The sequence below is a fragment of the Alloacidobacterium sp. genome (assembly GCF_035631355.1).
In the GTDB taxonomy this organism is placed as follows: Bacteria; Acidobacteriota; Terriglobia; order Terriglobales; family Acidobacteriaceae; genus Alloacidobacterium.
The window spans coordinates 1-17782 of the sequence record NZ_DASQIX010000041.1 but is presented as its reverse complement, the minus strand read 5'-3'; the positions used below and the strand labels follow the sequence as shown (position 1 = coordinate 17782).

12 protein-coding genes are annotated in these 17782 nt (G+C 55.8%); 7 read left to right on the top strand and 5 right to left on the bottom strand.

Translation table 11 applies throughout. The annotated features are described in order from the left end of the window. Positions 1 to 305: 305 nt before the first annotated feature. Positions 306 to 1325, bottom strand: a complete 1020-nt coding sequence (locus VEV40_RS07320) for a tetratricopeptide repeat protein (protein ID WP_324831221.1) — start codon at positions 1323 to 1325, stop codon at positions 306 to 308. Positions 1326 to 1381: 56 nt separating this feature from the next. After that, a complete protein-coding gene (locus tag VEV40_RS07315) occupies positions 1382 to 2119 on the bottom strand; it encodes a GntR family transcriptional regulator (protein ID WP_324831219.1) in 738 nt (245 codons plus the stop codon). Between the two features lie 147 nt (positions 2120 to 2266). Between VEV40_RS07315 and VEV40_RS07310 the strand changes: the two genes are divergently transcribed. The 5 genes from VEV40_RS07310 to VEV40_RS07290 are packed head-to-tail and all read left to right on the top strand — an operon-like array spanning position 2267 to position 6770. Beyond that, positions 2267 to 3214, top strand: coding sequence for a proline racemase family protein (locus VEV40_RS07310; protein WP_324831217.1), 948 nt, complete (start codon positions 2267 to 2269; stop codon positions 3212 to 3214). Then, positions 3211 to 4338: an FAD-dependent oxidoreductase gene (locus VEV40_RS07305; protein ID WP_324831215.1), complete on the top strand. Its 1128-nt coding sequence runs from the start codon at positions 3211 to 3213 to the stop codon at positions 4336 to 4338. The genes VEV40_RS07310 and VEV40_RS07305 overlap by 4 nt, the downstream gene beginning before the upstream one ends. Beyond that, positions 4331 to 4582 (top strand): (2Fe-2S)-binding protein, encoded by a 252-nt coding sequence (locus tag VEV40_RS07300; RefSeq protein ID WP_324831213.1) that lies wholly within the window; start codon positions 4331 to 4333, stop codon positions 4580 to 4582. Before VEV40_RS07305 ends, VEV40_RS07300 begins: the two co-directional genes overlap by 8 nt. After that, complete coding sequence (locus tag VEV40_RS07295; protein WP_324831212.1) at positions 4579 to 5859, top strand: FAD/NAD(P)-binding oxidoreductase; 1281 nt, start codon at positions 4579 to 4581, stop codon at positions 5857 to 5859. Before VEV40_RS07300 ends, VEV40_RS07295 begins: the two co-directional genes overlap by 4 nt. Further along, the gene (locus tag VEV40_RS07290) at positions 5856 to 6770 is read left to right on the top strand and encodes a dihydrodipicolinate synthase family protein (RefSeq protein ID WP_324831211.1); all 915 of its coding nucleotides are present in this window, start codon (positions 5856 to 5858) and stop codon (positions 6768 to 6770) included. The genes VEV40_RS07295 and VEV40_RS07290 overlap by 4 nt, the downstream gene beginning before the upstream one ends. A 6-nt stretch (positions 6771 to 6776) precedes the next feature. Here VEV40_RS07290 and VEV40_RS07285 read toward each other — a convergent pair whose 3' ends face one another. After that, positions 6777 to 8702, bottom strand: coding sequence for a glycoside hydrolase family 127 protein (locus VEV40_RS07285; protein WP_324831210.1), 1926 nt, complete (start codon positions 8700 to 8702; stop codon positions 6777 to 6779). Next, a complete protein-coding gene (locus VEV40_RS07280) occupies positions 8689 to 11004 on the bottom strand; it encodes a prolyl oligopeptidase family serine peptidase (RefSeq protein ID WP_324831209.1) in 2316 nt (771 codons plus the stop codon). Before VEV40_RS07280 ends, VEV40_RS07285 begins: the two co-directional genes overlap by 14 nt. A gap of 136 nt (positions 11005 to 11140) precedes the next feature. Here VEV40_RS07280 and VEV40_RS07275 point away from each other — a divergent pair, with 136 nt between their 5' ends. Continuing rightward, positions 11141 to 13906, top strand: a complete 2766-nt coding sequence (locus VEV40_RS07275; protein WP_324831208.1) for a DUF5695 domain-containing protein — start codon at positions 11141 to 11143, stop codon at positions 13904 to 13906. A 47-nt stretch (positions 13907 to 13953) separates the two neighbouring features. Continuing rightward, complete coding sequence (locus VEV40_RS07270) at positions 13954 to 16323, top strand: Tat pathway signal protein (protein ID WP_324831206.1); 2370 nt, start codon at positions 13954 to 13956, stop codon at positions 16321 to 16323. 12 nt (positions 16324 to 16335) lie between these two features. Here VEV40_RS07270 and VEV40_RS07265 read toward each other — a convergent pair. Further along, a partial coding sequence (locus tag VEV40_RS07265) for a beta-galactosidase trimerization domain-containing protein (RefSeq protein WP_324831205.1) occupies positions 16336 to 17782 on the bottom strand: 1447 nt, incomplete at its 5' end.

Below are 17782 nucleotides of genomic sequence, written 5' to 3'. Positions count from 1 at the left end.
TGCGTGCGTTGCTTGATCGATCTGTCTTCATTCCCGTTTGGAAGGTCACTTCCATCGGAGCAAGGCGACGGCGAGATCTTCTCAATCGGCATATTTGGCGGGATAACGTATTCTCGAAACCGCGTAAAAATTAGACGACTGAAATTATGTATTCATTTTTGCATTTATTTCAAGACCTAATTTTGTATTTTTAGTTTCATGTCTTGGAAACGGCAGAATCTGGCAGGAAATCGAGATTTGGAGAGATGCTTAAGCCGAATTGCAGACCCTGCGCGAAAACGGCTCTTTTTGCATCAAAAATGCGCTTATTTCTGCACTAACTGGCCCAGAATGGCCAGCATTTCCCGCGCCTTTTGCTTTTCACCAAGCCGCTGGTAAGCATTTGCTAAATGACTGTAAACAGAGGCGTTCCGCGGCTCCAGACGGCGCCCAACCTCGAGATGAGTCACGGCGTCGTTCAGCTTGCCAACCATGAGATATAAATTCCCCAGCGCAATCTGCGCAGTTGAATAATCAGGCCGCTCGGCTACGGCCGCTTCCAGCGATTTCCTCGCTTCAGCAAATTCAGGTTGGCCGGGAACCGCGCCTGCATGGAGCAGCACAGTCCCCAGCAGCGACAGCAGAACATAGTCGCCGTGCCCTGACGCAATGCCCGCGCGCGCGAAACGCTCGGCATCGGCAAACCTGTCCTCGTAAAGCGCTTCCTGCACCATCGCAAGATAGGCGACATCGCTCTCGGGCTGGAGTTTCGCCGCCTGATCAAATTCAGGCTTGGCTTCTTCATAGCGGTCCATCTGGGCGAGAAACATGGCGCGTTCGTAATGGAGCCGGGACGACTGAGGAAGCTCAGTCAGCCCAAGATTGACGACCTGCAGGCCGAGATCATATTCCTTGTAGTCCGTGCACGCATCCGCGACGTGGGCGTAGAGCTTTTCGTCTTTCGGCGTCTGCGCCGCCGCTGCTCGCAGCGCATCGAGAGCGGCGCGCGGATTTTTTTCCCCAACATATGCCTGCGCTAAAAGATTGTTCATGGCGGCAGTGTTGTGGCCGCTCGCGCGAAGACCGTTCAACACAGAGACGGCTGCATCAAGCTGGCCCGTTCCCACATAGCACAGCGCCAGATTGAACTCCGCCGCATATTCGTCTTTTACATGCCCGGCTGCGGCCTTCAGATGCGGAATGGCTTGCTCCAGCTTACCGGCACGGGAAAGATCAATGCCTGCGCGCAGCTCTGACTCAGGATCCGTGATTGTTTGCTGGGTGGGAGAAGCGGTAGTAGAAAGCTGTGCTATCAACAGGCTTGAGTGCGGCACGATAGCAGTCACAAGAGCGCATAGAATAAGAGAAAAATCTTTGCCGCAAGCGCGCCCGAAGGACATTCTTACCAGCTTCCGCGTTCTCCAAAGAGCTCGATGACATGGGCCAGCCGTTCTGAGCCGTTCTTCCAGTTCGTTTGCAGTCCGCGCTCAGTCCGGTCCGCGTCGCCCTCATCGATGGCACTGATGATCTCGTCGTGCTCGGCCACTGAAAGATGGAGATCATTGATGATCGAGCTGGCATACAGCCGCCAGTATCTCTCCGTTTGCGGTTCGATGGCCTTGTGCAGCGCAAGCAAACGCGGACCTGCGCCAGCTTCAACAATCGCCCGATGAAAATTGCGATCCAGGTCAAATATCCCGGCAGCGCGCGCCGGTTTTGTCGCAACAATGTTGCGCAGCTGCTCATTGAACAATCTCAATTGTCCGACGATCTGCATCCGCTTGACTTCAGGAAGGGCAACCGTCTGCCGCCCGGCGAGACCTTCCACATGCCCGATGATCGAATACAATTCGCTCGCGTCCTCTTTCGTGAGGGGAGCAACGACCATACGGGATTTGCTGACGTTCTTATGCTCGATGACATAGCCTTCGCGCTGCAGCCAGTGAATGGCGCTGCGCACAGGCGTGCGGCTCATCCCAAGATGGTCAGCCAGATCGGCCTCGACAATCCATGCGCCAGGAGAAAGCTTTCCGTGGACGATCAGCTCGCGGATCTCCTGGAAAGCCGTTCGGAGGCTGTTGCCATGCTCAACGTTTTGCCGCGAAGACGAGCGCTTTTTCTTGACGGAGACACTTACCATTGTTTCAGCATACCCAACACGAGTTACATTTGAACATCGTGCAGTCTGGAAGCTCCAGGGCCTGCAAAATAAGAATGATAGCAGTGTATCGTGTGGTATAAACGGAAGAGTATTCAAAATTGTAGACAATAATGTGGCGGAAGCTTTGTGACTTCTCCTGACATCAAGGTCGTCGATTCTCATACGGCTGGCGAGCCCACCCGGGTTGTGCTCGAAGGAGGTCCCGGTCTGGGCAGCGGGCCGTTGGCCGAACGCCGCAATTGCTTCGCGCAGCATCATGACCATTTTCGCTCCGCCATTATCAACGAACCTCGCGGCTCCGATGTCCTGGTCGGCGCTCTTCTTTGCCCGCCCGTAGACCAAGCCTGTATTGCCGGGGTCATCTTCTTTAATAATGTCGGCTATCTGGGAATGTGTGGCCACGGGATGATTGGACTGGTCACGACGCTCGCCTATCTCGGTCGGATCACTGCGGGCGAGCATAAGATTGAGACTCCCGTGGGGGTCGTTAAGGCCATTCTGCACTCTTCCGGAAAAGTCACGATAGAGAATGTTCCCAGCTACCGGGCCCGGTCGGCTATTTCAGTAAATGTTTCCGGTTTTGGCGAGGTCAAGGGTGATGTCGCATGGGGCGGCAATTGGTTCTATCTGGTAGATAAGCACCCTTTCCAGGAATTATCGCTGAAAAATGTGGAGGTTCTCACGGAATTCACCTGGGCCATGCGTACCGCTTTGAACGTGAACGGAATCTCGGGCAGCGACGGCAAAGAGATTGACCACATTGAACTGTTCTCTCCCTCTCAGACGCCGGGAGCGGACAGCAGAAATTTCGTGCTCTGCCCAGGGAAAGCGTATGACCGCTCTCCCTGCGGAACTGGAACGAGCGCGAAGATGGCCTGTCTTTATGCCGACAACAAGCTGGCGCCGGGCCAGATATGGGTGCAGGAAGGCATACTGGGCACGATCTTTGAAGGCCAGATTCAGCTTCACGATGATCTCGTCATTCCGAGTATTACGGGATCCGCTTATGTGACCTCCGAAAGCCGGCTGCTCTTTTCGCCCGAAGACCCGTTTCTTCATGGGATACGCCTGTGAGTTCAACCTATGACGTTGTCGTGATCGGCGCAGGAATTGTCGGGACGGCATGTGCGCTTGAGTGCGCTAACAGGGGATTGAAGACAGCAGTCGTTGAACGCGACATAATCGGCGGTGGCGCGACGGCCGCCGGGATGGGCCACATCGTTGTCATGGATGACTCGCCCGCCCAATTTGCACTGACGCGATACTCGCAAATGTTATGGGCAGAATTGTCAGAGGTTTTGCCTGCCGAAGTTGAATACGATGCCTGCGGCACACTGTGGATCGCGCGGGATGACGAGGAGATGGTTTTGGTCAGGCGAAAACGCGCATCCTATCTGGCTGTCGGTGTGCGTGCGGAGATTCTGGACGCAAAAGCACTGGCCGAGGCTGAGCCTAATCTTGTCCAGCCACTGGCAGGCGCTTTACTCGTTCCTTCTGACGCGGTTCTCTATCCTCCATGCGCCGCCGGATATCTGATGCGCGAAGCAATGAACTGGGAAGTAGCTTTTTACTCTGGTCGAACGGTAACGCAGGCGGGCACGGGCCGCGTAGCGCTGGATGATGGCACAGAACTCCACGCCGGACACATAGTGAATGCCTGCGGAGCGGACTCACCGGATTTGGGAGGCGACCTTCCTATCAGAAAACGTAAGGGTCACCTGGTGATTACGGAGCGCTATCCCGGATTTATTCACCACCAGATGGTCGAGCTCGGTTATCTGAAGAGCGCTCATTCGACGCAGGCGGACTCGGTTGCCTTTAACGTGCAGCCACGAAAAACTGGACAGGTTCTCATTGGGTCATCGCGGCAATTTGATGTCGAAGATTCCGGCGTAAATCATGGTCTTCTTGAAGACATGGTCGAGCGGGCCGTCTCATATCTTCCCGGACTGTCTTCGCTCTCGGCCATTCGAGTTTGGTCTGGATTTCGCGCAGCGACCCCCGATAAGCTTCCTTTGATAGGGCCATCATCGCACGATCCCACTGTTTTTCTGGCGACCGGACATGAAGGGTTGGGCATCACCACATCGCTCGCCACTGCCCGGCTGCTCGCCGACGAGTTGATGGGATGTGATTCACAGATTCCTATCGAGCCGTATCTCCCGGAACGTTTCGCGAAGAGTTATCAATATGCCTGAGCGGACTTCCACAGTTTCGATCACTCTGAATGGAGATGAGATTCAGGTTCCGGATGGCGCTATCGTCGCCGCTGTCATCCTCAACGCGCAAGCGTATCCGCACTCGCTGGTCACGGGCGAGCCGCGCGCGCCGTTATGTGGCATGGGCATCTGCTTTGAATGCCGCGCGACGGTGAATGGAAGACCTTATCAGCGGACTTGCCAGATCGTGTGTGAAGACGGCATGGATGTGCGAACGCAATGAGCTTCAGTTACGACACTCTTGTTGTTGGCTCAGGGCCATCCGGGATCGCGGCGGCAATCGCGGCTGCGCGTGGGAAAAAGGCCGTTGGTCTGGTCGATGACAATCCAGCGCCGGGCGGCCAGATATGGAGACGAGATTTGTCCCGACCCCGTCATCCGGATGCCGAAAAACAGCTTGCTCAACTCAACTTTACGTCGGTCGATCGCCTGCAGGGCTGCCGTGTCTTTGACCATCCTGCCAATGGCGTACTGCACGCAGAATGCGATGGCGTAGCCATTACGCTCCGTTATAAAAAGCTGATCCTGGCAACGGGAGCGCGGGAGCGCTTTCTTCCTTTCCCCGGATGGACGCTACCCAATGTAATGGGCGCGGGCGCTCTCGATGCGCTGGTGAGAGGCGGACTGCCCATCGCCGGCAAAACGGTGGTCGTAGCCGGGACTGGCCCGCTTCTTCTTGCGGTTGCGGCGCATCTGGCGGAACACGGCGCGCGCATCGCGGCCGTCTGCGAACAAGCTACAAAGGGCCAAATTCTTCCGTTCCTCACAGCGCTGCTGGGAGAGCCAGCCAAGGTCAAGCAGGTACTGGGTTATCGCGTGAAAATACGCGGTGCCAATTTTCACACAGGCTGCTGGCCTGTCGCCGCGCGCGGCGGAGGGCAGATCGAAGCAGTCATTGTCAGCAACGGACGCCGCCAATGGGAGATTGCATGCGACTATCTCGCCTGCGGCTTCCACCTGATACCAAATGTTGAATTGCCTGTGTTAGTCGGATGCCGGTTGCAGGATGGCTTTGTTGCCGTTGATGATTTGCAGAGGACCTCAGTCGAAAATGTCTTTTGTGCAGGCGAACCTACCGGAATTGGAGGCGTTGACAAGGCGTTGATCGAAGGCGAGATTGCCGGACTCGCATGTGCGGGCGCTCTCGATGAAGCCAGACATCTCGCCCGTCACATGAAAAGTAGGCGGCGTTTTGCGCGCGCCATGCAGAAGGCTTTCGCTCTGCGTACTGAGCTTAAAGCGCTCGCGTCTGAAGACACCATCATATGCCGCTGCGAAGACGTGCCTTTCGGCAGGTTGCACAGTTGCACGTCATGGCGTGAAGCAAAACTGCATACCCGCTGCGGCATGGGCCCTTGCCAGGGACGCATCTGCGGCGCGGCCACTGCATTTCTTTTTGGATGGGGCGCGGACTCGGTCCGCCCGCCTGTCTTTCCCGCTCTTCTTTCCAGTCTCGTATCCGCGAGCCAATCTGACGATATTCCCACGGAGGCGCAATGAAGTGGCAAGGTGTAATGCCTGCAATGACAACCTGCTTTGATGAACAGCTTAGGATCGACCACGATTTCATGGCCCGGCACGCCCACTGGATGCTTGACAGCGGCTGCACGGGAATCATCTCGCTCGGTTCGCTTGGAGAAGCGGCCACGCTGTCTCTCGAAGAAAAGAACTCGATCCTGCGAAACATGGTTAAGGCGGCAACGGGGCGCGCGCCTGTGGTTGCGGCCATCTCCGCACTCTCGACCGCTGAGGCGGTTACGGCCGCCAAATCTGCCGAGGATGCGGGTTGTTCCGGGTTAATGGTCTTGCCGCCCTATGTCTATCGCGGCGACTGGCGTGAGATGAAAGCCCATGTCGAGGCAGTGTTTCGCGCGACGCCTCTGCCTTGCATGCTGTACAACAATCCTGTTTCGTATGGTACGGACTTTCTTCCGGAACAGATCGAAGAGCTTGCAGCGAAGCATGAGAACCTCGCAGCGGTGAAGGAATCCAGCACAGACGTGCGCCGCGTGACCGCCATTCGCGCGCTTGTTGGGGACCGTCTGCGGCTTTTTGTTGGCGTTGACGATGCCATCGTCGAAGGAATTGCAGCAGGCGCGGTGGGCTGGGTGGCTGGTTTGGTTAGCGCTTTTCCTCACGAATCGGTTCTGCTTTTCAACTACGCGATGGAAGGAAAGACGGAAGAGTGCCTGAACCTGTATCGCTGGTTTCTGCCTCTGCTGCGCATGGACACGGTGCCAAAATTCATCCAGCTCATCAAACTGGTGCAGCAGTTGACGGGTACTGGCAATGCGCGCGTCCGCCCGCCGCGACTTGAACTCGGTGGCGATGAGCTCAAGTCCGCGAGCAAGATTGTGGAGCAGGCGTTGAAGACGCGTGTAGTGCCTGCGGGCATACCTTTTCCGCAATGAGCATTATTACGCGCTGGCAGTATTTTTCAGATAGACGGAATAGCGCTCATCCATGATTTGATACAGCGGGACGAGGGTATGCACGATGCCCTCTCCCTTGGCGTGAAAGATGAGCGGATATTCGCGGGTCGCTTCCGCGCGTTCCAGCCATGTTCCGGAGGTGGCAACTTCCGGCATCGGCATTCTGAATTCGCGTCCGTCCGGCCCTGAATCGCCGTAAATCATCGATGTGGACAATCCGTCGATGCCGAGACGCGCAGCCAGAACAATCGGGCCGTAAAGCGCGGCCTGTACTTGCTTGTTGTCCGGCGCGGGAGAGATATGCAAAGACATTGGCAGGTCGACCTCGATGGTATCGCCGTTTGCCCAGTTCTGGTCCAACACAAGATAGCTCGATGGCGTGGCGCTGACTTGCTGCCTCTGACCATTAATTTTCACCGTCACGCCCTGCGTTGCCCAGTAAGGAACGCGCACCTTCAGCGCCGTCTTCCGTTTGGGAGCACCTTGGATCGTCAGAGTGGTTTTTTCCTCAAGAGGAAATGCTGTTTTCTGAATCAACTGTATGCCCCGCTCTTTCCAGTCGAGTCTGGAAGCAATGAAGAGATTCACATACAGCGAATCTTCATCGTGAAAGTAAATTGAGTCGGTCAGCTTTGAGTATTCTTCCGAGCCTGTGCCGGTGCAGCACCAGAATGCGTCGAACGGAGTTCCGAAAGTTTTGTAAAGCCCTGGAGCCAGCGGGACGTAATACATCAGCATCCCATTGCGGTCCTGCGTTCCCAGCCGCACGTTGAAGAGCATGCGCTCGTAGTAATCCATGATTTTCGCATCGGGTTCCTGGCCGAACAGGTGACGCGACAGCTTCATCATGTTGTAGCTGCAGCAGCATTCTTCCGCCGCGCCGCCAAGCTGCGAAGCAATGGCGTCAGGCTCATGCCAGAACTCTCCATTACTGGTGCCTCCGGTGCAGTAGCTGTGGTGTTCTACAACTTCATTCCAGAAGGTGTGGCTTATCTGGTTATAGCGCTCGTCACCGGTCAACTCGTATCCGCGCACCGCGCCAATCACCTTGGGGATGTTTGTATTTGCATGGTTGCCACCCAGCTTGTCCTCGCCAGCAGCCAAGGGATCGAAGAACTTCTTGTGCTCGAAGCGGTACCCAAGGTCGCGATATTTCGTCTCGCCGGTAATTCCATACAGGTTGAAGGCAGACTCCATCATGCCGCCCTGTTCGACGAGCAGAATCTTCTGCCAGTGCTCTTCGTCGAGCGGTTTTGTCCAGGCAATCGCCCAATCCGCCATGTTGGTCGCCGTATCGAGCGCCTGCTTGTTGCCGCATAGCTGATACATGTCGAGATGGCCGGCCAGGATTTTGTGGTAGGTGTAGAAAGGCGCCCAGACCCTCTGACCATTGCGCAGACGATCATAGAACGTCTCCGGATAAGCGCCGAGATAGCCATTCTTCTGCTGGCACTGGGCCAGCATGACCACAAGCGCATTTGCCTTATCTCGAATCACAGTGTCGCCGGTGCTCGCGTGCATCAGGGCGCACGATGAAAGATAGTGGCCCACATAATGTCCGCGCAGCTCGCAATCCGGGGCTTCCCATCCGCCAAGCGGAGCGGCGTCCGATGGCAGTCCAGCTGTCACGCGGAAATTGTGAGCCAGCCGCTCGTTCGGAAGGGAATAGAGCCAGCTGCGGTTCAGTTCCATCACCTCTGTCCACATTCCCGGCAACAGGCGCACGTCCTGCATCGGGAAAGGCTGGGCTTTCCACTTGATCTTGTCTTCGATGGCAGGCGCAGGCGTTTCCACATTCGCAGACGCGGAATGGTCCAGAATGGCGCGCGCCGGCCGGGTGAGAAGCGCAGTCCCGCCAGCCGCCGCAACGCTTGAAAGAAATCCTCTGCGCGTGAAATTACCGTTGTTCATCGTTAGCCCCTTTTCCATTGTTTCCACTTGCGGTTTCCGGTTTGGTGGTCTCGTTAAAGTTCGGCGGTTCCTGGCCCTGAAGCGTGTGCACAAAGAACTCCAGCAGCCGCCTTCGTCCGTATTCACCACCTGCGCCGTGACCACCACCCGGCACATAGAGCAGATCGAAATCTTTCTGCGCTTTGATCAGCGCATTCACGACCTGCATTGTCGATGAAGGATCGACGTTCTTGTCCATCTCTCCCAGCACCAGCATCAACCGCCCCTGCAAGCGATACGCATTGTCTACATTCGAGGATGCTGCATATTCGGGGCCGACGGGCCAGCCCATCCACAGCTCATTCCACCAGATCTTGTCCATGCGGTTGTCGTGACTGCCGCTGTTGGCTACCGCGGCCTTGTAAAACTCCGGATGGAAAAGCAGCGCGCCCATCGCGCTTTGCCCGCCTGCCGATGTTCCGAAGATGCCCACTTTGGAAATGTCATACCAGGGATACTTGGCCGCGGCTGCTCTATGCCACAGAATGCGGTCTGCGAATCCCGCATCCTTCAGGTTTTTCCAGATCACGTCATGAAAAGCCTTGGAGCGATTGTTCGTGCCCATGCCGTCTATCCGCGCCACCACAAAGCCGAGAGCGGTGAGCGGCTCGGCACGCGTGGTAAATGACTTCGGCACGAACGAGCCTTGCGGCCCTGCGTAAATGTCCTCTATTACAGGATAGTGTTTTGACGGATCAAAATTTGTGGGCTTGTAAATCAGTCCCCAAATGTCGGCCTTGCCGTCGCGGCCCTTTGCGACGAAGACCTCAGGCGGATTCCATCCAGCGGCGCGCAAGCCGGTCAGGTCTCCCTGCGAAACCGTGGCGATTACTTTGCGGTCTTCCGTCCGCTTGAGCACAAGCACCGGCGCAAGATCAACGCGCGACCACTCATCGACGTAATACTTGCCATCACTCGAGTACGAAATGTGATGCGTGGCTGGAGCAACGGTCATGGGAACCATGTCCGAGCCGTCGAAGTTAATGCGGTAGCCCTGGACAAAATACGGATCGAGCTTTGGATCAACGCCGCTGGCTTCAAAATAAATCTGCCGATGCTCCTCATCGACGCGGTCTACGCCGCGGACAACCCAGTCTCCATGCGTGACCTGGTTTTCTACTCCGCCCGTGGCTTCGTTATAGAGATAAAGATGCGCCCATCCGTCGCGCTCCGAGAGCCAGAGAATTTCTTTGCCGTTTTCAAGATCGTGGCGATAAAACTTGCCTGTTTCCGTCGGCTCCGGATTCAGCGGAGTGTATTCAATAAATGTTTTGCTCGTTTCCCGAATCACTTCGCGCACAGCCCCGGTCGCCGCATCCACTGAAAGCACGCTCAGAACCTGGTGGCCGCGCTGGTTGTAGACGAAGGTGAAAGCCGAGCTGTCTTTGCGCCAGGCAAAATCTGTCAGCTCATACGGATTGGGGAAGAGCGAAGAATCGATGACTTTCTCCTGCCGCGTATCAATGTCAAACAGGACAGGTTGTTCACGGTCGAGCACATCTCCCGGTTTCGGATAGTACATCTCGGAAATCTTGGGCTGCAGTTGATCGGTAGGCGATGACTCGACATAATGCACCATGCGTCGCATTCCCGGCACAACGCGACGCGCCAGAAGATAGCGCGAGTCCGGCGACCACGCCAACATGCTTCGCTGATAGTAGTTACCTTCAGAGCCGTCGGTGCTCAATGGAGAAGCGTGTTCGTGGTCTCCGGCCTTTTGTAAAAAGACGTTGAAGTTCTGAATGGTCGCTTCCCACTTTCCGTCGGGCGAGGCCACCGCCTTGAGCGGGTCGTTGCCCTCGAATTGCGGCATCGGGTCCCAGTCATCATCGCTGCGAACATCATGCGATTCGCACACATAGCCGGGCAGCGTACAGTGCCAGCGGAATTTCGCCGTGCGAAATTCAAAGCCGGCCACTTTGCTGTCGAAGTGCAGCCTGCGGAGTGCAAAAGGTTCGTCTGTTGGCGGCTTGCCTTCTTTCGCGGTTACCTGGGCGGCAATCTTCGCCAAATCAAGTTCTGAGCGTTGCAGCGTCGCTGCGTCATACAGAATGTAGTGGTGCGCCGGCCCATCCGTCTCGTCAAACCAGAACGTTGAGGATTGGTCGATCCAAGTAGCCGTCCCAGGCATTTTGCCGGCAGCCTTGTGATACGTCTCACCCAGCTTTAGCGCGCGCTCATAATCGGCGCGGGTGTATTGGGCAAATAAGGGAAGAGCGAACAACGAGAATCCGGCAATCCATACGAGCTTTCGACAGAACACGGTACTCCTTGTGAATATGCTGGTCAGACCGTTGTGAGTGAACGAAGAGGCCAGAGCAGATGGTATACAAATACTAATCTATCTAAATATACAATTTTGGATTTACAATCTACCATGCTGCGGCCCTGACAAACAAATGATAAATAACAAGAAATGCGGATATCTGGCTTTTGCGGTAATCCTTTTCTCATTTACAGGTGTTTTCGCACAGCCGTCGAAACGGCCGATTCTGCCTCCGGGGCCGATGCTCGACGAGGGATCCGTAACCCTGCAAGCCCCAGATCTCAAGCTGACACTGCTCCGCTCTTCGGAAACCGTGGCGTCTCTGAATCCTGTCGTTTCTCCACAATTTGATTACACTCCGGGAGACCTGCTCAAGGAACGCTCCGCCGACAGCTACTACCATCTTGGAGACCTCGATCTTCGCCTGCGCAGCAGCGATGAAACGGAGTGGAAGGACTTCTCAACCGCGCATCAGAGGATGCCAGTGCGTGTCCTCTCATCCGGTAACACAGAATTTTCCGCAGACCTCGCGCCGACTCTGCGGTCCGATATTCCTCTCTCAGTTGTCCGCACCTGGTCAGTGCGAGGCGGCGAGCTCGTTCTCCACTTTCAGTTGACCAATCGCAGCGACAAACCTGTACATATCGGCGGCCTGGGGATTCCCATGATCTTCAATAACATCATGAATGGACGAACTCTGGAACAGGCGTATGCAAAGTGCAGTTTCTACGACCCGTATATCGGTGAAGATGCAGGCTACCTGCAAGTCGTTCCTCTCACAGGCACAGGGCCAGTGCTGCTCGTCGTTCCTGATGGCCACACGCCGTTTGAAGCCTACAAGCCAATCCTCGATCATCGCTCGCCTGATGGTAAGGGTCTTCTGTTGAACGATCCCACCCCTCGAGGCATTACATTCGAAGGCTTCTACGACTGGATGGTCCATTCAGCAGGCTTTACCGAGATGGAATGGAAGGGCGTGGAAGAATGGAACCCCGGAACTGAGGCGGTCCTGCAGCCGAGCCAGAGCCTGGGATATGGATTGCGCTTTCTTGTGGCTCCCTCAGTGCGCGAAATTGAAACTACCCTCGCGGCGCATCACAGGCCAGTCGCAGTCGGCATTCCCGGATATATTTTGCCCACGGACATTGAGGGCCGCCTGTTTCTGCGCTATAACTCTGCCGTGCGCTCCATTACGAGCGAGCCTTCCGGAGCGATCGCAATCCACAAAGACGAAGAAAGCTCGAAGGGCTGGCATTTTTACACCCTGCGCGGAGAGCAATGGGGCCGCGCGCGCGTCGTCATCACCTATGCCGACGGGACTATCCAGTCCATCGGCTATCGCGCCATCAAGCCTGAAACACAAGCGGTTGCTGACATGGGCCACTTCCTCTTTCACGAGCAGTGGTTTGATGATCCCAATGACCCATTCCACCGCTCGCCTTCGGTCATCAGCTATGACGATCAGGCAGGCACGCAGGTCCGGCAGGACCCACGTGTCTGGATCGCTGGACTCAGCGACGAAGCCGGCGCAGGATCATGGCTGGCTGCGGCCATGAAGGAGTTTGTTGAGCCTAACCAAGCCGAGATCGCGAAGTTTGAAAGCTTTGTCGATGGCGTGCTCTGGGGCCATTTGCAGGAAAGCTCAGGCGATGGCAAGTATGGCGTTCACAAGAGCCTCTTCTACTACCAGCCTGACGCCATGCCCGCTGGCTATTACAATCCCAAATTCGATTGGAAGAGCTGGACCAGTTGGAACCGCAAAGACGCAGCCGACCTGGGCCGCACTTATAACTATCCCCATGTGGTCGCCGCTTACTGGGCCATGTATCGCATCGCGCGCAACAATCAGGGGCTGGTCACCCACCATCCGTGGCAGTGGTATCTCGATCAGGCATATCAAACGACCCTGGCCATGCGCACACATGCGCCGTACTACACACGTTTCGGCCTGATGGAGGGCACCGTCTTCCTGCGCCTGCTCGAAGACCTGAAGCGCGAAGGCTGGACGGAACAGGCAACAAAGCTCGAAGACACGATGCGCCAGCGCGCCGCCATCTGGCGAACGGAACCCTATCCATTTGGCAGCGAAATGCCCTGGGATTCAACCGGGCAGGAAGAGGTGTATGACTGGACGCGCTACTTCGGCTACAACGACAAGGCCGAAGTCACCCTGAATGCAATTCTTGCCTACACTCCCGTCGTCCCTAGCTGGGGGTACAACGGCAGCGCGCGGCGTTATTGGGACTTTCTCTATGGAGGCAAGTTTCAGCGCATCGAGCGCCAACTGCATCACTACGGTTCGGGCCTGAATGCCATCCCGTTGCTTGCTGAATATCGTAGCCATCCTGACGATCTTTACCTGCTACGCGCAGGCTACGGAGGGGTGATGGGGCCGCTGGCCAATATTGACCAGAAGGGATTTGCCTCTGCTGCATTTCATTCTTTCCCCGACAAAATGGCGTACGACCCCTACACCGGAGACTACGGACCGAATTTCTTTGGTCACGCACTCAACACGGCAACTTATCTGACACATGATCCCGCCCTGGGTTGGCTCTGCTTTGGCGGCAATGTCGAGGAAAAGCACGGAGTTGTCAGCTTTACCACGCTCGATTCTCTTCGCCGGCGCGTCTTCATTGCTGCTGTAGGCCTGTGGCTGACTCTCGATGCCGGGCAATTCACAAGCGTAGACTTCGATGCCCGGCACAACACGGTCCGCCTGCATCTCGCTCCCGCAAATGAAAGCGTTCAAACAGCGCCGCTGCGCATAACGCAGACCGGTTCCGGAGCAGGTATAGCGCGTTATGAAGCTCCCGGCGATTGGAAGCTGGAAAGGGGCGCATATCTTGTGCCCCTGAAAGCTACGGAGACCATAGTTACGCTGCGCGGAAGAAAGTAAGCAGCGTATCAACATACCTGCTGACCTCAGCACAAATAGGAGAAATCATGGACAGGCGTCGATTCATTCAGGGAATGGCCGCGGCTACCGCGGCAATAAAGGGGCTTCCTGCGGCAGCAAACGAAACTATGAGCGCGAGTCCGTCGGCCCAGGCGCGGAAATATACTCCAGGCTCGCTCTCTACTGAGAACATCGACGTTACTGGCTACACATTCCTCTGCAATGTCCAAAAAGAAGGGAAAACTTGGAAGGTTTATGAGGACCTAAGAGTTCGTGACGGCGCCATTGTCTTTCTTTCCGGCAAATCAACTGGACTGGTCCTGAGCAAGAGCGCAGAAGCTGCTTTTGCCGATAGCAATCCGCCTTATCTCGGACTCAACATCCGCGACATCGGTTTATCAGGTCCGGACCTACTGGCCGATCGCCTGCTGAAAAATGGCGATCCGGATCCGGAAGAAGTTCGCTCCGCTGCTCCGCCGCTCGGATCAGCTCCGCTCAGGGAGCCATGGGAGCGGCGGTCGTGGGAAACAATCGTCGGGACGAGGGAATGTCTCGACACGATGCCCGTTTACCCCAGCGGCAACACGCGGACTTATCATCCGGTTCAGTCATTCCCTGAATTAAATGCCGCGCTCGCAGCAAAACGCTTTGATGGATTATTGGGAGGCTGGCTGCCCGCTGTCCGTAAGGTCATGCCTTCAAGTGAGAACGCGCACTATGAGGTCATAGTCTTTGGTGATGTGTTGGCCAGAGACCAGTTCATCGTGCAGACATGGCATCGAACAGTCCGCATCGAAAATGCCGCAATCACGAAGGCGGAATATGGCTACAGCTATCCGCCTTTTCCTCCTCGGCGGCAAAATCCTGCGCCAGAATCGTTTTATGCCGGCCTGCTAGAGTTTTGTCTTTACTGGGAAGACCTGACTAGGGACATCGCTTCGGCTTCGCTTCCACACAAGATGTGGATTGACATGGCGAAGTATGCCTTTGTCAAGGAGCAGATCGTACGGCCGGGTGGAGTCTACCCCAAGTACGGCGCGGTCGATCGCGATTACTACGGCCCGGAATATGACGGCTTTCAGGACATCTTCACCAGCTCTCTCTATAGCAATCTTGAGTGGGGCCGCTTCGATATGGCCGGGAAGGTCCTCGACAACTGCTACTCAGACTTCGTTGACTCGAAAGGCATGATCAACATGCGCGGCCCGGAGACCGCACAGTTTGGTCTTACGCTCTCGTTGATTGCCCGCTACTACAACTACACCGGCGACAAAGCTTTGCTGATGAAGCATCGCGAAAAGATCGAAGCGACTGCGGCGGTATTGACGGAGCTTCACGACGAGAGCCTTCGACTTTCTCCATCCGATAACGGCTATGGATTGATCCACGGCTGGAATGAATCTGACTCATGTCTTGCGCCGACGCCGATGACATGGTGGCAGCCTTATTTCGCAAACAGCGCATGGGCCGTGCGAGGACTGCGCGATATCGCGCATGTCTGGAGCGGCTTTAATACAGTTGACGCGCAGATGAAGAAACTGGCAACTAACTGGAGTGGCCATAGCAGCACGATCTCTGAAGCATTAGTGCAAAGCGTGCGCAAGAACGTTCGCAATGATATGAATCCGCCGTACATCGGCCCTTTGCCGGGAACCAAACTCACCTTCAGGGAATCCATGCAGCAGGAACATCCCAGCCCGCAACAATGGCCGCATCGGGCTTATGCCGAATTATTGCAGGCAGACGTTCTTCCTCCAGACCTGGCCAATCTTGTGATTGACTGTATGCGCGCTTACGGCGCAACAACACTCGGTGTCGTTGCCAACGTAGGCCGCCCGAACACTCAAGACCGTGACATTCTCGGGTTCATTTCCTACGGCTACGCACAGATGCTTCTGCGTCTGGATCGGATTGAAGAGTTTCTCCTGTTTCTGTACTCTCATCGTTTTCACGATCACACGCGCGGAAGCTGGACTGCGGGAGAAGTAGCCGGAATCGACGGTGGAACCGCGCTCTTTTGTATCCCGGCACAATTGACGATCCCCATGCTGGTGCGCTGGATGATGGTCTTTGAAGACTCGGACGAAAATCGCCTCTATTTCGGCAAAGGCCTGCCTTATGATTGGGTTGTTTCCGGGCAGGAAATTCGTATCGACCAGGCGCCCACGCGATGGGGCCGTGTGGACTTCCGAATGAAAGCAACTGGATCAGATCAAATCAACTCAACCGTAGTGCTGCCGGAGAAAACTTCGACGACGACGGAGTTGCAGATCAAATTTCGTTTGCCTAAATCCAAGAAGCTTGGACCTGTCACCGTTAACGGCCAACAGGCAGAAATAATTGGGCGATATAGAGACACGGTCTCTATACCTGTCATGGGCGAGAAGCGATATGAGGCCACAGCCCGTTTCAGTTGAATCTACCTGTAGTCATCCGACCGTAATGGCCGCTACTTCGTAGTCTTCCAGAGAGGCTACAGTAAACTGCAGCACCTGATTCTGGAACCTAAATGAAGGGCTTTGCTCCGATTTAAGAAGTTCAACCGACTTCACCTTGACTTCCGGCGGCAGCTTCATCGCCACCTTCTGCGGACCGGGAGGGACAACCGACCGCAACCAGCCATGCTGTGCATTGGAATTCGTGTAGTTGAGCAGGTGAACGGCATAACCTGGCGAAGTTTCCCAGCAAAACATTTCGATCAACCCCTTACCTTCTACATCGATCACTCGCTCATCGTGGCTGACCCAGCGAATGGCATTGTGCAGCAGACGCAGAAGATCACCATGTCCGGTAAGCCAATAGGTGCGCTCGATGTCTCCCGGGAACCAGACCGTACGGCTTGCTCCAGACTCGTGCAACACAACAGCGGGTTCATTGGTATGCGGCTGTATTGGGTAAGCCAGTTCCGGAGGATAGCGCACGAAACCTGGAACGACTGTGACCAGTGGATTATCAATAGACTTGAGCGGAACACGGTTCTGCGCGCCAGCAATCCAGGTTGTCTTGCTGAAGCCATCAAGGATGGCGTGCGCCTGGCTTCCATTCGCTGCTTCGATGCGCGCCGAATACGCATTGCCATTGGTTCCGATTGCATCGCCGGCCTTGCTTGCGCCCATCAGATCTGCAAGGCCGAAGTCAGCACGCGGCTTTAAATCTTCGTCATATAGGCCGGTCTCGAAGCTGGCCATCAGTGATCCGCCTGAATGCACATACTCGCGCAACTGCTGACACTGGCTGTCACTGAGCATGGCAACGTTGGGAAGCAACAACGCGCGGTACTTCGCCAGCCGTTCCGGATCGAGACGGTCTTCATGCACAAAATCGAAGGCAAATCGCCCTTGTATCAATGCGTCATAGATGCCCTGTGTTGTTTCGTGCATATAGGCGCGGGAGCGGGCCGAGCTGGGACCGGGATAAAGAAGCTGCGTGCTCTGCCCGAACACCACTCCAATGTTTGCGATGGAGCGTCGTGTCTTCAGGTGCGCATCATACCGCGTCGTCCAGCGAAAGTAGTCTGCGCAAACTTCCTGCCAACGGCGATCTTCGTCGAACCCGTTTTCCGCGCCGACAAAGTGGCAGTACGGCGCCATGCCACTGGCCAGCGTTTCGTTGAACCACATCTTCGTTTCAAGAGGGCTCTTCGAAACGTTGCGCCAACCCGGATTTCCCGTTGAGTAAGCAGCCGTGACATTCGCGGCAATCTTGCCATCGAGCACGGCATTGCAGACGCGTCCTTGCAGACTGCATCCCCAGACCGCTGGATCCTCATAGGTGCGGCCCTGGTTGTCTGCCTGGAACCACGCGGCAATTTTGCCGAGTTGGTCGAGATTCGGTCCGCCGCGTACATTGCCGCCTGAATTGGCAAAGAAGAAGCTG

Coding starts and splice junctions, on each gene's coding strand:
- VEV40_RS07315 (WP_324831219.1), bottom strand. CDS start 2,119: ATGGTAAGTGTCTCCGTCAAGAAAAAGCGCTCGTCTTCGCGGCAAAAC.
- VEV40_RS07300 (WP_324831213.1), top strand. CDS start 4,331: ATGCCTGAGCGGACTTCCACAGTTTCGATCACTCTGAATGGAGATGAG.
- VEV40_RS07295 (WP_324831212.1), top strand. CDS start 4,579: ATGAGCTTCAGTTACGACACTCTTGTTGTTGGCTCAGGGCCATCCGGG.
- VEV40_RS07290 (WP_324831211.1), top strand. CDS start 5,856: ATGAAGTGGCAAGGTGTAATGCCTGCAATGACAACCTGCTTTGATGAA.
- VEV40_RS07285 (WP_324831210.1), bottom strand. CDS start 8,702: ATGAACAACGGTAATTTCACGCGCAGAGGATTTCTTTCAAGCGTTGCG.
- VEV40_RS07275 (WP_324831208.1), top strand. CDS start 11,141: ATGATAAATAACAAGAAATGCGGATATCTGGCTTTTGCGGTAATCCTT.
- VEV40_RS07270 (WP_324831206.1), top strand. CDS start 13,954: ATGGACAGGCGTCGATTCATTCAGGGAATGGCCGCGGCTACCGCGGCA.